This window comes from Clostridiales bacterium, assembly GCA_015243575.1.
GTDB lineage: Bacteria > Bacillota > Clostridia > Peptostreptococcales > Anaerovoracaceae > Anoxybacterium > Anoxybacterium hadale.
Genome location: CP042469.1, coordinates 4,863,137 through 4,879,464, shown reverse-complemented (window position 1 = coordinate 4,879,464; position 16,328 = coordinate 4,863,137). Strand labels below are relative to the sequence as shown.

Below are 16,328 nucleotides of genomic sequence, written 5' to 3'. Positions count from 1 at the left end.
TGTAATTCCCTTTTTCCTTTTACACCAAAAACTTGTATCCCACACCCCAAACCGTTATGATATGATTGTTTTGCGGATCAATCTTCGATCGTAGATTCTTAATATTCACTGTAACCGTATTAATATCTCCATAATGTTCACCCCATACCGCATCAAAAATCTGGCTTTTGGACAAAACGCGGCCTTTATTTTCGATCAAATATGCAAGCAGCTGAAATTCCCTTGGTGTCAGCTCAACCTTCTCATCCTCCAGCCATGTTTCAAACCGTTCCGGATACAGCGTGATTGAGCCGGCTTTCAGAAGACTTGTCACAGGGATCAGATCCTTTCGCTGCTCACGCCTCAAATGGGCTTTTACTCTCGAAATCAGCTCATCCACAACAAACGGTTTCTTAATATAATCATCCGCGCCCATTTCTAATCCTAAAATGGTATCAATGGAACGGTTTTTCGCAGTCACAAGCAAAATAGGACAGGAAATTTCATCTCTTATTTTTCTGCAGATCGTTAATCCGTCCATTTCGGGAAGCATAATATCCAATATTACCAGTGCATAATCTTTGTTTTCTTTCAACGCCCGAAATGCATCATTCCCGGTATAGACCATTTCGGTCTCAAATCCTTCATCTCTCAGACTATCAGAAATTAGTGCGGCAATTTCCGTATCGTCATCAGCAATTAAAATTCTATGCATCAGCGTGTCTCCTTTTTTCTTACTATTCTACAGCAATGACCCTTAAAATAAAAATTAAAATTTATCAGAATTCCAGTGTGGTTTCTAATAATTCTTAATTTTTTCACCCTTACCTCATTATTTTTTATCATTATACTGGTACCGTTGATAAATATTGAAAAAACGTATATCGATCGGGAGGTATTATTGATGAAAATCAAGCAAATAAAACAATCTTTCCCTGACTTTAGAGGGAAAAAAAGTATTGCCGCAGGTATTCTGATTTTATTGGTTATCTTGTTTTCGGTTCGAATGATGACGTCCACATCTGTTGGAAATGATGGCAGTGATGAGTCATACAGTGTATCTGTCGCTGTTGAAAGAGCATCCGCACTGCCAGTCTCGCCGGTTTATACATATAAGGCTACATTGGAACCAAAGGAATACGGCCTTGTCACAACAAAAATTGCCGGAAAGGTCTCCAGCATCTTTTTTGAAAACGGGGATGCAGTTGAACAGGGTCAGGCACTGATCCAGATCGACACACAGGATATTGAAAACCAGCTTGCTTCCGCAGCAAACCAATTAAAAATTGCCTCTTTTTCAGAACAAAAGGCAAAAGCAGCACTGAGCTCCGCCCAGCTCGCATTTGATCGTGCCCAGGCGCTTTTTCAGGAAGGTGCTGTGTCCCAATCCAGCTTGGATGCTGCGACAACCTCGCTGCAAACGACCAATGCCGATTACAGTCTTGCTCAGGCCAATATCAATACCGCTAAAATAAGTATGCAGTTCTTAAAAGATCAGATGGCCAACGCAACAATTTGTGCGCCGATTTCTGGAATTATTGACAGCAAGAATGTTTCGGTAGGACAATATCTGACAACACAAGGCAGTAATGTCGTACTTGCAAAAATCAACGATACCTCTGTTCTCAATGCTGTGATTCAAGTAGAGCAGGACCGTCTCAGTCTGATCCAAGTCGGTCAAAAATCAACAGTCACCCTAGATGGGTCAGATAAAACCTTTGAGGGTATGGTTACCAGCATTGATCCATCCGCCGATCCCGCTTCCCGCAGCTTTAAATGCAAAATCGCATTAAATCAGAAAGATCCCGAACTGATGCCCGGAATCTTTACCACCGTTTCCTTCTCCGGTCTTGCCGCAAAGATGGCCATCACAGTTCCGATGGATGCGGTGATTGAGAATGGAGGAAAATATTATTTATATTTGGCAGAAAACAATAAAGCAGTGCGCCGGGAAGTCCAGATAGGAGAACTCTTGAATCAGACAATCTCCATTCAGTCTGGCATTCAGGAAGGCGATTCGGTGATCATATCCAACGTCAGCATGCTTCAAGACGGTGATTCTATCAAGGTTCAGGACAAGGAGGTGCAATAATCATGTATCTTGCGAATGTCAGCACAAAACGCCCGGTTCTGATTACTGTCGTTTTCATTGCCTCCCTTCTTATTGGTTTCTACTGCTATCATCTGCTGCCAATCAACGACATGCCGAAAGCTGACTTGCCCTTTGTCACCGTCAGTATTGTCGAACAAGGTGCATCTGCTGAGCAAATTGAAAATAAGATTTCCCGGCAGGTTGAAGACGCCGTCGGCCAAATTTCCGGAATTGACCATATTACGACTAATGTAAAAGAAGGCGTATCTATTACAATTATCCAATTTGAGCTGGATAAAGCTCCTGATGCTGCGGCACAGGAGGTGCGCGATAAAATTAGCAGTATTCGCTCAAAGCTTCCCTCGGATATTGAAGACCCTGTCATCGTAAAATTTGATCCGACTTCCAAGCCAATCCTTTCTCTGGCAGTAACCGGCACGGACCACTTGTACGAGATGTCTCAATATATTGAAGACCATATTACCAATGAGCTATATCAGGTCAGCGGCGTCGGAGGGGTCAACTTATACGGGAATACGGAACATGAAGTACAGATTCGACTGGATCGTCAAAAACTGCAGGCATACAGTATTTCAACCACAGAGGTTGTAAACAGTCTGAAGGCAGATAATCTTGAGATTCCCAGTGGAAGTGTATCCGATCGTGATACCGAAATCGGCCTTCGTACCAATGCCAATATTTCCGATGTCCGTGAATTCAGCAATGTTCTGATTGCAAAACGCAACGGAGCAGAGATCCGTCTCGGAGATATCGCTTCAATCACGGATGGATATAAGGATGCCGAAACCCTTTGCCATTACAAAGGCCAGAATGCAATCGGAATTGACATCATCCAGCAATCCGGCGCAAATACAGTTAAAACCGCCGAGTCAGTCAAAGAAACCATTGCAGAATTGCAGCAGTCACTGCCGGAGGGGATGCACATTGCAATTGTACGTGACAACTCCACTTCAATTAATGCATCGGTTAATGATGTTCTGAAAACAATCGTTGAGGGTTGTATTCTTGCCATACTCATCGTCTTTCTATTTTTGAAGGAATGGCAGAGTACCTTGATTTGTGCGGTATCGCTACCCGCCTCCATTATCATTACGTTCATCTCGATGAAACTGATGGATTTTTCCCTGAACACCCTGTCCCTTTTGGCATTGTCTTTAGCAGTGGGTTTGCTGATTGACGATGCGATTGTAGTCATTGAAAATATTATCCGGCATCTGCATGCAGGTGCTTCACCGTTGGAAGCCGCAAAAGCAGCCACGTCTGAAATCAGTCAAGCAGTGTTAGCTACGACATTGTCCGTCGTATCGGTATTTCTGCCGGTTGCAATGGTTTCAGGAGTCATCGGAAAGTACTTCAAAGAATTTGGTCTCACGGTTGCATTCAGTATGCTGGTTTCTCTGATCGTATCCTTCACCTTAGTTCCGATGATTTCATCCCGCCTTTTAAAGCCGGATCAGGAGCTTAAGATCAACTGGCTGCGAAACATAATGGAGCGGTTCAACGAAAGATTTGATAAAATTACAGAGCAATACGTGAACGCTCTCAGAGTCGCGCTTTTGCATAGAAAAGTCATACTGCTCATCGGCGCTGCCATATTTGTGCTCTCACTTTGTGTCACTCCGGCCCTCGGCTATTCCTTTTTGCCGGCAACCGATATGAGCGAACTTAATATCTCGATGGACACAGACCCAGGATGGACGATAGAGAAATCAAATCAAACTGCGATTCAGGCTGAAAAAAGACTATCAAAAAATTCGGAAATATTATACACCTATACCATCGTGGAAGACAATTCTATCGCTATTTATGCAAAGTTGACAGACAAAGCACACAGAAGTAAGTCTGCTCAGGATCTTTGCATGGAGGTCCGGAAAGAACTTTCCCCCCTGATAGGAACCCAGCTATCGGTTAATTCACCATCTATCGGTGTTGGAGAATCGAAAGATGTCTCCTTTAATCTGCTAGGCACTGACAGGGAAACCTTATCTGCCTTTGCAGAAAAATCAGCAGAAAAAATGAAAGAAGACCCGCATGCAACCGACGTTTCCTTAAACTATAAGCCCGGGAACCCTGAGCTTTCTATCGATATTGACCGTAATGCTGCCGCTGACCTCGGCGTCAATGCCTCCATCGCTGCCAATACTGTTCGAACCCTGTATAACGGTACAAACGTCGGAACATTTGACAACGGAAATGATCGGTACGATATTACCGTCTCTCTGCAAGATTCACAAAAACAGGGAATCGAAAGTCTTCAGGGCATCTATGTTCCGAACAGCAGCGGTCAGATGATCCCGCTCAGCCAGATTACCAAAGTCTCCTTTCGCTCCAGTCCTTCAGAGCTTCACCGATACGACCGGAAGGAAGAGATTCAGCTTTCCGCCAATGTGATCGGTGCTGCCTCCGGTGACTTTATTAAGGAGTACGAGGATATATTGAACCATCAAATGAATATTCCGAAGAATGTGAAAGTATCCATGGGCGGTTTCAACCAGTCCATGCAGGAGGGATTTATCGGCTTACTGATAGCATTGGCTGCAGGCATTCTCTTCATCTATCTGGTCATGGCTGCGCAATTTGAAAGCTTTCTTGATCCAATTTCAATCTTGCTTTCCATGCCGTTCGCCATGTCGGGAGCAATTCTGGGTTTGCTTGTTTCCGGAAACGAACTTAGTATCGTGTCACTGATCGGCATCATCATGCTGATGGGACTTGTGGCAAAGAATGCCATCCTGCTTGTGGATTTCGCGAAACAGGCAACCCGCCACGGCACTCCATGCAGAGAGGCGCTGATTGAGGCAGGCAGGATTCGCCTGCGTCCAATCCTGATGACAACACTGGCAATGATTTTCGGAATGCTGCCCCTGGCAATCGCAAACGGCACCGGATCGGAACTGCGTGCTCCCATGGCCTATGCTGTTATCGGAGGTCTAATAACCTCAACGCTACTCACACTTTTTGTCGTTCCCATCTCCTATTCACTGCTTGAAGATTGGAAAACAAGAAGAAAAACAATTCCGGCTCCTGTCACTCAGCTCATTCGTGGATAAAATTCAGTTTTTATCTGATAATAAAAGCAAGCCAAGTTTGAAAGAGGTTGCAGTCGGACGTTTTGCAAAATCAAGATAAAGGAAGGATCATACGATGAAGCAAAGGAAAATTCTAATGACAATTGGTTTTGTACTCCTATTAGTGCTTTTGTTCGGCGTTGTTCTAGTGCTGATGATCAGCAGTGGAGAGCGATGGTTTGCTTATCTGATTCTGGCAGCCTGCGTTGGTTTGCTCGTTTTCCTAAGAAATACGAAATTCTGGCGCGGATGGAGGGTCCCGCTCTTTTGGATATTCGCACTTGTTGTTGCATGGACTGGTCTCTTTTCCGGCCAGCCTGCAACGAATATACAACCTTACATCCCGCAGAAATTGGAGCAGCCCAGCGCACCCTATCCACTTTTACTGAATAACTTAGCGATTGTGGATACGCGGACTGGTAATCTTACTTTCAATATGAGCATTCTGTGTGACAATGGAAAAATCAAAGACATTGCACCGGCTGGCACCATCAAAGCGGACAATGCAAAGATCATTGATGCAACTGGAAAGTATGTGGTTCCCGGGTACCTAAACATGCATATGCATGTGATTGGGGAAGAGGATACTCTGGAATCGATGGCACTTCTGCTTGCCAACGGTGTAACTGGATTCAGACAAATGAGCGGTTCCGCTGAACTTCTAAAGGAATGGAGATCCGGCGCATTTACCAGCTCTACGGACCAACCAGCGCTACTGACGATGCCCGGCGGTATCATGACACCCATAAATGCACCAACGCCCGAGATTGCCGTAAAATTTGTCCGCCAACAGCATGAATCAGGTGTTGACTTTATAAAAGTTGGCGGTGTCTCTCCAGATGTGTTTCATGCGACTCAAGCAGAGGCGAACAAACTCGGTATTCCTGTCGAGGGACACGTGCTGCCAGATATGGATTTAAAAGAGGTCTCGAAAAATGGGTTCCACAGTGTCGAGCACTTCGGAATCAACTTCGGGGCTCTGATTTCCAGCTCTACAGACGAGAACACCTTGAGAGCGCAGGCAACTGAGATTCCTACCAAATTCACTCAAAATCCAATCTTCGTACATCTCATGAAAATCCAGGGCCTTCAGCATTATGTGAACGAGCAATTCATCACGTGGGGTACGAATACCTCTGGGGGCGCAAATGATGAAACACAGCTGACGCATATCATTAACACTTATCGTGAGGAAAAGGCAAAAGAACTTGCCGATGTCTACGTCCAATATAATACGTGGCAATGCCCGACGATGGTGCGCATGCATGCCGGCCTGTTCAACGGGAGTAGTGAAGCCACTGCACAGAGGCTTTATGATCTATATTTAAGTCTCGTCAAGATCTACGATATGGAAGGCGTTAAAATGATGGCTGGGACCGATGGAAGCGAAGGTGACGCTATTCACAAGGAATTCGACGAGCTTGAGAAGGCCGACATCTCCCCGCTTCATGTTCTTCAGATGACAACCCTGAACGGAGCTGAATTTCTGGGTCGGCTGGATGATATGGGCACTGTAGAAGTTGGCAAGTATGCTGATTTAGTGCTTCTGGATGCAAATCCTATAGAGAGTGTTCAAAATCTTCATAAGATTGACGCTGTTATACGTGCTGGTTCCTATCACACCAAGGAAGAACTGGACTCATGAATCGGTATGCATTGCTGCCTATGAAGTGCTGTCTGAAATTTTTTTCAATGACTATAATTTTTAAGACTATCATGCATTTGGTCATTTTCTTTTACATTTAGATTAGCAACCATCAAAGCGAGCCCTTTTTGGGATTGCTCTGGTGAAGACCTGTTTAACTGAAAAAGGAATTGCCTATGATCGTTTATCCGATACGCTTAAGTATGTCCTCTTCACCGTTTTTCGCATGAATTTCAATCAAGATCATGACACTGTCAGAATATTTGTTGGTATCACTTTTAGTAATCATGGCGTCCTCCTTTTTTGACTCGGAATTTATCAGAGTTTTATCCACTGGATTATTTCATCATTATTTCTTATTGAGCTTTGCAATGAGCGTTTTCATAGCCTGTGTCGTTTGCTTCACAACATCCAAGTCCTCCTGATCAAGATAATCTAACAATTGGACAACGGACTTAATTAGCTCTTCAGACGATTTGCCGATAAAAGCTTCTCCTTTGCCTGTAAGCCGAATCAAGATTACTCTTCGGTCTTGGCTGTTGTTCACACGCTCAACATAATCCAGCTTGACAAGCTTATCAATCAATACAGTTATGTTTGGTTTTGTTACATGGAGAATCTCGCTTAAGTCACTCATTGAGAGCTCTTTTCCACCCACCAATTCATGCAAAATAATAAAATGTGTCCTGACCAGTCCTGTTTTATTTAGTTGAGCATCAATAAACTTGAATGCCTTATTATTGAATTCGTTAAAAACATTTGTAAAGTCCACAATCATTGATAACAGTTCACTATTTTGCACCTTTTTTTCTCCTTAAATATACACTGAAATTGGAGGATATTTTCCTGCAAAGTCAAGCCTGACTCTGCCGTCCGCTGTCGTCTAGGGTAAGGGGGAGATTTTGGAACAAAATACTACCTGACCTTGACTCTACTAGACCATTATCAGTCAGTTCATATTTAGTCCGAAATCTCTGTAATAGGTCGATGTGGTTTTTATGGAGATAATAATTATCATTTAGCCCAATCAAGATAGCTGTCCGCTAATTCTTGCAGATAGTTTATGAATTTACCTATATGGAACCCATCACAAACAGCATGATGTACTTGTATCGCTATTGGCATCAGAATTTTTTCTTTTTCATATATAAATTTACCAACAGTGAATATGGGTGGTAAGTAGTGCCCTTCGTTATAAACATTTAAATTAAATGAAGTAAAATCAACCCATGGAATACTTGAAATAGTAAAAATATTTTGAGGCATATTGGACTTCGGTGTCATAAGTGTTGAACTGGAATAATCGTAAATATCTTGAACACAATTATCATAGAAAGTTGTGAAACTTGAATCATATTCAGTCCAAATACTTGAGAATGTTTGATTTTCTTCATTAAAGACTGTATAGCTGGGATTTACCTCACTCCAATAACCTAAATGGTCATCCCTGTCATGATCCATTCTAAATTCTTTATGATGATTTACAGCAGTTGCTATCATGTATATCAATGCCGGATATATTTTCTGGTTCTTCCTTTTCTGCTCTTGTTTTAAAAAGGTAATATCAATATTAGTAGTCAAACTGTATGTACAGCGTATATCTTGAATATAGTGTAAGTAGTGTTCTTTTCTATTCCATTTTTCTATATCAATTATATTAAAATTCATTCCATTCTCTCCTAATTTCTCTCGTATGTGCCCGCCTACCGATCGCTTATCCGATACGCTTTAGTATGCTAGTCCTAGGTGCATCCCGCAACATTTTAGTGGCATCTCTTAATCCGTTTTTTGCCGCACTCATGTGGGCATGGAACGTTTCAACACTTTCCCATTCTTGTGTTGAGTAGAAAGCAGCAGGGTCATTGATGTCTTCAAAGATTTCATAGCTTAAGAGTCCGGGTTTTTCCGATGTTTCGATGGTCGTAGTAAAAGCCTGACGTGCAATGTCTTCTTCACCGTCTTTCGCATGAATTTCAATAAATATCGTGACACTGTTAGGGTATTTGTTAGGATCACTTTTAGTAGTCATATATTCCTCCTTTTAGACTGGTTGAATTTTATCAGAATTTCATCTACTGGATTATTTAAATTATTATTTCTTATTAAGCTTTGCAATGAGTACTTTCATAACCTGTGTTGATTGCTTCACAAGATACAAATCCTCCTGATCAAGGTAATCTAACAATTGGACAACGGACTCAATTAGCTCTTCAGACGATTTGCCGATAAAAGCTTCTCCTTTGCCTGTAAGCCGAATCAAGATTACTCTTCGGTCTTGGCTTTTGTTCACACGCTCAACATAATCCAGCTTGACAAGCTTATCAATCAAAACTGTTATGTTTGGTTTTGTTACATGGAGAATCTCGCTTAAGTCACTCATCGAGAGTTCCTTTCCGCCCACCAATTCATGCAAAATAATAAAATGTGTCCTGACCAGTCCTGTTTTACTTAGTTGCTCATCAATAAACTTGAATGCCTTATTATTGAATTCGTTAAAAACATTTGTAAAGTCCATAATCATTGTTAATAATTCACTATTTCGCACCTTATTTCTCCTTTAAAAATTTACTAGTAATACTATAAGGTTTCTTATTCTTATCGCATTAGTTAATCAATTAATATTTAAGCATTTAACTAATAACAACTATAGTATTAACTTTGATAAATGTCACCCCAAACATCAATGTCATCTATAAAATGTACAAAAAAATTGGGTCGAAAAAAGCTCTTTTCCAGCCCAATTTTGCTCAATTCACGACTTACACCACACTGCTATTGGTTTACTGTTGCTGCAGTCACTGGTTCACCGCCGCTTTCTTTTTTGTGCCATACAATTGCCAATAAAACGAGAATGGATATTATTAATAGCATCAGTAACCTGACCTCAAAAGTAAAGATTGGCCCCCCAAACAACACACCAAAATCTATCTGAATATTGGGATACATCGGGGTAAGATAACTGACGAGTTTAAACAGGTTAGGCATAATTTGGAGAGGCATTGTTCCGCCGCCAGAAATTGTTTGCATAAGTAATAGGGGTATATTTAGAAAAATGCCATTTTGCCCAAGAGCAAGCGAAAATATTAAAGTAAATTGGAATGCAGTTATTTGCATAAAAACCTGTTGAAAATATAGGATAAATAATTTATGAGGGCTAATAGATATGAACAAGCTTGCTGTCATTATTCCAAACAATGGTGCAAGAAGGGCAATAACGCAACCCGCAACCTGAACATATCGAAAAGCCTTCCATTTTCCTATGATGGGAATAAAAGCAACGAGGATATTAAACAATATTATAGCCGCTACCATAGAAGACGCATAGGTCGCTACAGATAAAAACATCGGGGTCATTACGTAATCCATACGGTTTGGCGCTTTATTGATGTAAATGTTATTCTGAACGACCGAGTTTTGTATACTTTCCGCAATTAATTGTTGCTGAGGGCCATCAATATTTAAGGATTTCAGTATATTTGTCAATTTTCCCTGGTTCATTGCTTGATTAAAGCCATCGGTAATCGATTTAGCGACTTCATTCATAGTAGTCACAACCGCTGTTGTATTTGATTCATTGATATAAAAGTCAAATGCGGATTTTCCATTCTGTAAATCGTTGATAAAATTTTCAGGAATCACAATAATCATTTGGATTTGCCGATTATTTAGTTCCTCTCGACTTTTGCCCAGATCCTTATCTGTAGCAACGTTAACAAACGATTTAGATATACTGGGAACGAGCTCCTCCTGAATCGCTGCACCTTGATCTCCAGCTTGATTAACCACATTTATCCCCAGCTGATTGACCCCGCTGGGCAGGACATGGTAACCGTAGATAAAGAGACCCACCATCACAACTTGATAGAAAACTGCCAGAAGAATGGCATAAGTAACGCCTTTATTTATCAAAAACTTGGAAAGCTTCATTTTCTGCTTCTCCTTTCTTTTGCCTGACATCATGTTTTTCTGTCAGCGTGTCTGTTATCTGAATGCCGTTATTATGAAGATAAATATTAAGTGCTTCTTCTAAAAAGTTCTCTATCGATTGCCGCATGATTTTGGTCTCCACTGGCCAGTTGCCAATATCTCTTCCGACCGAAATAAGCGTCTTAAGCATATCAGGATCACCGGCGGCAAACTTGTTTACCATATTCCACCAGCGTTTGGCTAGATCCTGACCTTCATCTCCCGCTGGGTCTGCACCCTCAAGGTACAGGCGATCCAGTTGTGTAAATAATTCTTTCGACAAAAGTTCATATTTCTCTGGTGAATCAAATAATCGATTGGCAGTGTTTTTGAGTTGATCATCGTTAAAATAACGAACTACAAACGAATATGGGTTGCCTTCTTTCATCAGCTTCATGATGGTTATCAACCGATCCATACCGACCTCTTTGCCAGTTTTTGTTTCGGAAATTACCAAATCCAGCGTATCGACGATTTGACTCAAATTGCTGATTTGATCAAGAATTATTTCCCGCTGCCGGGTGAAAACTTTTTCAAAGTCAGCGGAACTCCCTTGTTTCAGTATTTTATCGTTGATCTCTTCCAGTGAAAATCCCAATGATTTCAGAAACAGAATTTGCTGGAGTTTCAAAACATCGTCGCGCGTGTAGATTCTTTTGCCGCTTTCAGTAAAACCCGAATTTAACAAATTCTCCTGGTCGTAGTATTGAAGTGTTCTGACAGTTACACCGACCAATCGTGCCAATTCTCCAATTGTAAACTGCTGTTCCTCCTCGTTTTCCATGTTGTTACACCTCGTTTCACTTGTTGGTTTTGTTTTATGTTACTACGCGACGCTACGTCGTCTGCAAGTGTTTTTTTTAATTTTTTAATTTGCTGCATATCAAACAGAAGCCTGACCCCCAAGAGGGCAGGCTTCTGCAATTTATTTAGTCCTTAAGGAAGCATGCTCCCATTTGCTTCTATTTTTCAGCGTTTAGACTTCTCAAAGCAGGAATCATTCTGTTCGTTAATCATCTCTCCAATTGTTATATCTGGATGATGATAACGGCCACGGTCTTGTGTTTTATTCTTAAAGTTGATAGCTTTCTTAGGACACCACTGAATACAGGCCATACACTGTTCGCAGTGATGCAAAAAATCCGGCTTGCCATCTAACATTTTAATATTTCCCACAGGGCAAACCTTGCAGCAGGTAGCGCAGCTATTACAAGCTTCATTTACATGGAACCCTTTGTCCTTTTTTGCCAGGGACTTTATAAAAGGCCCATGAATTAGTGCTAGCGGACTGTTCTTAGCGGGTGACTTAACAGCGCAAATTTGAATATCCTTAACAACCTGCTTTGTAGCCTGTGATTGTGCCTTTGCTTTATTCTCGACATCGCTTCCCATGGCATACAAACCAACATAGTTAGAAAAGCACCTAATGCTTTCAGCATAGCTCAGTTTACCTCCCTTGCCGCCAATTATTTTACTGATATTCGTCAAACCATCGGCACTCCCGCTTCCGCTTGTGCAAACAGCAAAAATATAGCTGTTTGCATTTGACGAAAGATCAAGTGTTTGTATAAACCTCTCAACCACGCCTGGCATACCACCACCGTAAACAGGATAAACAAAGCCAATTCGCTGGTATATTCCGCTTAAGTTGTGCTGTTTCCCCATTGAAATCAGCTCACAGTCTTCAATCGCGGCAGCGATATCTTTTGCCACATTTCGACTATTACCTGTACCCGAAAAATAGAATATAATATTCTTTGACATCTTACACTCTCCTATAGTCTTTCATTATCGTCCCCGTTGAAAGCTGTTTACGATCATAGCAATTCCTTTACCCCGTCGCCGGTTTCGATCAAATAAAATTCTGCATCATATCCCGTGGCATGTTGATAGCCCTTCCTCAAGTGGTCAATAAAAGAATCAACGGAATCCTGATTTACAATACTTACCGTGCATCCGCCGAATCCGCCTCCTGTAATCCTTGATCCGATTGTGCCCGGATGGTTCCATGCAAGCTCCACCAGGCAGTCAATTTCTTCACACGAGACCTGATAATCATCTCTGAGGGAACGGTGGGAGTCGTTCATCAGTCTGCCAAATTTCATGAGATTTTCCTCTTTCAATGCTTTGGTCGCTTCGATTGTCCTTTGGTTTTCATAAACGGCGTGGCGGGCGCGCAGCCTCAGCACAGGATCTTTAATTGCTGTTTCGTGTATGTCAAACAGCTCCTTGCTTAAATCGCCAAGGCTAGAAATAGTAACGACAGACTGAAGTTCACTCAGTGCCTTCTCACATTCACTTCGTCTCTTATTATATTGCGAATCCACAAGGCTATGCTTAACCTTGCTGTTGGTAACTACTATTTTAACCTTAGACAGGTCAAGGGGTACATATTGATAGGTCAAATCATTTGTGTTGAGGAACATACAATGATTTTTCTTTCCCATGGCAACCACAAACTGATCCATGATTCCGCAGTTGCATCCAATATAATTATTTTCTGCGTATTGACAAAGCTTTGCCAGCTCTATCAAAGACAGTCCGGAGAATCCGAACAATTCTTTAACAGCCAGCGCAGTCACAATCTCCAATGATGCAGACGATGATAACCCTGCTCCGCCGGGTATCGTCCCATACACAAAAACATCCATACCACACGGCACCTCATATCCCTCTTTCACCAAAGCCCAGAGTACCCCTTTAGTATAATTTGTCCAGTCGGCTTCTTTTGAAAAATATAGTTCATCCAGATTGGAAGTAATAATTCCTAACTCCTTCATGTTTATAGAGTAAAAATTAAGGATGGAATCGTTTCTTTTCCGCACAACCATATAGGTTCCCATGTGAAGCGTGCAGGGCAATACATGGCCGCCGTTATAATCCGTATGCTCACCAATCAGATTCACTCGTCCGGGGGCAAAGAAAGCCCTAATATCTCCCCCGATCCCATAGGTTTCTTCAAAAGCTTTCATCAATTTCAGTTTCATCTTTATCCTCACCTTTTCTTATTCTCTGACTGAAACAAATCAAATTGATTTCCAAATAAATCTTCAACCCTAGCCAATAGTAAGATTTTATCGGCAAATTAGGTTAGCTCGATACAAGGTGCTTCGTGTATGGTTCCAGCAAAAACATAAGCTGCTCTGTGATTTCCTTAACATTGCAGGGCATAGAATGATTGATCCACCATTCCAATACCCCAATAAATCCAGAAGTTAAAAAATGAGTGGTTACACCATTTGAAAACGCTTGGTTTTCTGACTTGATACCGACAACCTCGGTCACCGTTTGCGCAATGATATCATACAAGCGGCGGCGGAAAAATCCAAATCCCTCATTGCTGAGAAGCAACTTGTAAACTGTGAAATTTTCCTCCAAATATTCAAAGACGCTTTGAAATGCGCCTGCGTTTAAATTGGTGTCAGCTTGATTGGCACAGTGATTTAGCAGCAGCGCAACATATGTTTCAATGCACTTGTCAAGCAAGTCAAATTTGTCCACAAAATGTAGATAAACAGTCCCTCGGTTTATGTTTGCCCGTTCGGCAATATCACGGATGGTTATTTTTTCAAATCCTTTTTCAGCCAAAAGCTCAATGAAGGTATTCATAATCAACTGTCTTGTTTTTTGTATTCTTCTATCCACAAAGTCGCCTCCAGATATTCAACAAATTAATGAAATATGTTGAGTTATCAACACTTGGTACAAATGTAACGATTGAATTTCTCTCCATAAATCGGTATGCTAAGAATATCAAACACATGTTGAAAAGTCAACACGTGATTATTCAGGAGGATGCTTTATGAAAATACTTTTTATTGGTCGCGGTGCTATTGGAACGCAGTACGCTTGGGCGTTTGAGGATGCAGGCCATACCGTTGAGTTTTACGTTCGTGAAGGTAGGAAGGCTCAATATGGCTCACAAGTAAACTTAGAAATATTGGATACAAGGAGAAGCAAAAAAGATCGACTGGTCAAAGAAAAATGGCCTATTGTAACACATGAAGAAATAGCGGAACATCATGACTATGACCTCATTTTTGTGAGTGCCAATCCCGAGCAAGTATCAAGTGTGGTAAAGTACATTGCGCCACGAGTTGGAAATGCAACGGTTCTATTGATCGGTAACTTTTGGCACGACATACAAAAATCCGTTCATCCGCTTCCACTGAGTCAAGTTGTTTGGGGCTTCCCCGGTTGTGGCGGTGGATTTGAAGGAAACACCCTTTACGGGGGGCTTTACAAGACAGTTCATTTCGGGACATTTGAATCCGAGCCTACCAGAAGAGATTTAGAGGTTCACAAGCTTTTTACTGGGGCGGGCTTCAAAATTGTAGTTCATAGGGATTTTCAAAGTTGGCTCATGAATCACTATATCTCAAATGCTGCAATGGAAGTCGAAGTACTAAAAAGCGGCAGTTTTAAAAAAGTAATTTCATCGCCTGAAGCGCTCGCTGGATTTGCTCGTAATATAAAAGAAATGGTACCTGTCTTGAAAGCAAAAAGCATCAAACTTGATGTCATGATAAAAGTGTTGAGCAGCCTGCCACCGAGAGTTGTTGGATTTCTTATGAGTAACCTTGTTTATTCACCTAAAAGCATGCCCTATGAACTTCAGTCCCATAACCACTATAAAGTTGGCTATGCTGTACAGGAAGTTCTATCAGAAGCCAGAAAGCACGGGGTAAGCACACCACGGCTTTACGAAGTAGAAAGCCTAATTACAGAGCAGTGAGCAGATCATTGAAAGCAGTATCATTAGCTCCCTATTTCCCAATAATTTCTGCTGCTTGCCGCTTTCCCTTCCCGCATCTCGGTGCAGACAGTTTGCAGTTATGCCTGCATTCACCGCACCGTTTTGCTTCCAATACCTTCACAATTGTCGGGTCAAGGTTAGACGGTTTCTTCTTAAATAATTGGAACATAATTGCTTTCCTCCAGTATTTATAACAATGGCGCATTAGTAAAAATCTTTCGATACTGCTTCTGTCGCTTTATCAATGAAAGCAGCAATTTTACTGGGACTTTCCTTCATACCACTCTTGACCCACTTTTTTATCACGGCTATACTGCCATATGCGGTAAAGGTATACCAATTATCGAATAACTTTTGATCGATATGTTTTTCTTCCTTCTTCCATTTTTCAATATTAAAATCATGGCTGATATAAAGAATACGTTCTAATAATTCTTGATTCCCATTCTCAGAAAATAATACTTCACATATACTGCTATTTGCTTTTATATACTTGCAAATTTCATATGATAGTTTTCCAGAAGCTTCATGGTTCATAGTATATCCCACAACCTGTCTGATTTCTTCATATAACTCATCTTCAATATTTGATAGAAGTTCAAACTGATTCGCATAATGTGAATAAAAAGTATTGCGATTAATATTTGCTTTCTTGCATATATCCGTCACTGTAACTTTGCTGATAGGATGCTCTTTCAAAAGTTCCAATAAACTGTTTTTGATAACCATCTTTGTATATCTCACTCGATGGTCTTCCTTTTCGTGTGCCATAATACCCTCCCTAAATAATTCATTAAACGA

The 16,328-nt window shown here is 41.3% G+C and carries 15 protein-coding genes; 4 read left to right on the top strand and 11 right to left on the bottom strand.

Annotated features, from left to right (window positions below; translation table 11 throughout):
* Window positions 1-19: 19 nt before the first annotated feature.
* Window positions 20-694 (bottom strand): response regulator transcription factor, encoded by a 675-nt coding sequence (locus FRZ06_21390; protein QOX65718.1) that lies wholly within the window; start codon window positions 692-694, stop codon window positions 20-22.
* 189 nt (window positions 695-883) lie between these two features.
* Between FRZ06_21390 and FRZ06_21385 the strand changes: the two genes are divergently transcribed.
* The 3 genes from FRZ06_21385 to FRZ06_21375 all read left to right on the top strand — a co-directional run bounded on the left by FRZ06_21385 (window position 884) and on the right by FRZ06_21375 (window position 6,805).
* Window positions 884-2,071, top strand: a complete 1,188-nt coding sequence (locus FRZ06_21385; protein ID QOX65717.1) for an efflux RND transporter periplasmic adaptor subunit — start codon at window positions 884-886, stop codon at window positions 2,069-2,071.
* Window positions 2,072-2,073: 2 nt separating this feature from the next.
* Window positions 2,074-5,142, top strand: a complete 3,069-nt coding sequence (locus FRZ06_21380; protein QOX65716.1) for an efflux RND transporter permease subunit — start codon at window positions 2,074-2,076, stop codon at window positions 5,140-5,142.
* A gap of 94 nt (window positions 5,143-5,236) precedes the next feature.
* Window positions 5,237-6,805, top strand: a complete 1,569-nt coding sequence (locus FRZ06_21375; protein ID QOX65715.1) for an amidohydrolase family protein — start codon at window positions 5,237-5,239, stop codon at window positions 6,803-6,805.
* Window positions 6,806-7,154: 349 nt separating this feature from the next.
* Here FRZ06_21375 and FRZ06_21370 read toward each other — a convergent pair whose 3' ends face one another.
* The 9 genes from FRZ06_21370 to FRZ06_21330 all read right to left on the bottom strand — a co-directional run bounded on the left by FRZ06_21370 (window position 7,155) and on the right by FRZ06_21330 (window position 14,380).
* Window positions 7,155-7,607, bottom strand: a complete 453-nt coding sequence (locus tag FRZ06_21370) for a MarR family transcriptional regulator (protein ID QOX65714.1) — start codon at window positions 7,605-7,607, stop codon at window positions 7,155-7,157.
* Window positions 7,608-7,819: 212 nt separating this feature from the next.
* Entirely contained in the window at window positions 7,820-8,473 is a 654-nt protein-coding gene (gene catA / locus FRZ06_21365; protein QOX65713.1) for a type A chloramphenicol O-acetyltransferase, read from the bottom strand.
* Window positions 8,474-8,519: 46 nt separating this feature from the next.
* On the bottom strand, window positions 8,520-8,834 hold the full coding sequence (locus FRZ06_21360; protein QOX65712.1) for an antibiotic biosynthesis monooxygenase: 315 nt from the start codon (window positions 8,832-8,834) through the stop codon (window positions 8,520-8,522).
* 63 nt (window positions 8,835-8,897) lie between these two features.
* The gene (locus FRZ06_21355; GenBank protein ID QOX65711.1) at window positions 8,898-9,350 is read right to left on the bottom strand and encodes a MarR family transcriptional regulator; all 453 of its coding nucleotides are present in this window, start codon (window positions 9,348-9,350) and stop codon (window positions 8,898-8,900) included.
* Between the two features lie 227 nt (window positions 9,351-9,577).
* Window positions 9,578-10,732, bottom strand: coding sequence for an ABC transporter permease (locus FRZ06_21350; protein QOX65710.1), 1,155 nt, complete (start codon window positions 10,730-10,732; stop codon window positions 9,578-9,580).
* Entirely contained in the window at window positions 10,704-11,555 is an 852-nt protein-coding gene (locus FRZ06_21345; protein ID QOX65709.1) for a MerR family transcriptional regulator, read from the bottom strand. Before FRZ06_21345 ends, FRZ06_21350 begins: the two co-directional genes overlap by 29 nt.
* A 185-nt stretch (window positions 11,556-11,740) precedes the next feature.
* On the bottom strand, window positions 11,741-12,535 hold the full coding sequence (locus FRZ06_21340; protein QOX65708.1) for a flavodoxin: 795 nt from the start codon (window positions 12,533-12,535) through the stop codon (window positions 11,741-11,743).
* Window positions 12,536-12,588: 53 nt separating this feature from the next.
* On the bottom strand, window positions 12,589-13,758 hold the full coding sequence (locus tag FRZ06_21335; GenBank protein ID QOX65707.1) for a galactokinase: 1,170 nt from the start codon (window positions 13,756-13,758) through the stop codon (window positions 12,589-12,591).
* 103 nt (window positions 13,759-13,861) lie between these two features.
* Complete coding sequence (locus FRZ06_21330) at window positions 13,862-14,380, bottom strand: TetR/AcrR family transcriptional regulator (GenBank protein ID QOX66040.1); 519 nt, start codon at window positions 14,378-14,380, stop codon at window positions 13,862-13,864.
* 193 nt (window positions 14,381-14,573) lie between these two features.
* Here FRZ06_21330 and FRZ06_21325 point away from each other — a divergent pair, with 193 nt between their 5' ends.
* Window positions 14,574-15,506 carry a ketopantoate reductase family protein gene (locus FRZ06_21325; GenBank protein QOX65706.1) on the top strand — a complete coding sequence of 311 codons (933 nt, stop codon included), beginning with the start codon at window positions 14,574-14,576 and terminating at the stop codon, window positions 15,504-15,506.
* A gap of 225 nt (window positions 15,507-15,731) precedes the next feature.
* Here the strand turns inward: FRZ06_21325 and FRZ06_21320 are convergent, their stop codons facing one another.
* Window positions 15,732-16,256 carry a TetR family transcriptional regulator gene (locus FRZ06_21320; GenBank protein ID QOX66039.1) on the bottom strand — a complete coding sequence of 175 codons (525 nt, stop codon included), beginning with the start codon at window positions 16,254-16,256 and terminating at the stop codon, window positions 15,732-15,734.
* Window positions 16,257-16,328 lie beyond the last annotated feature (72 nt).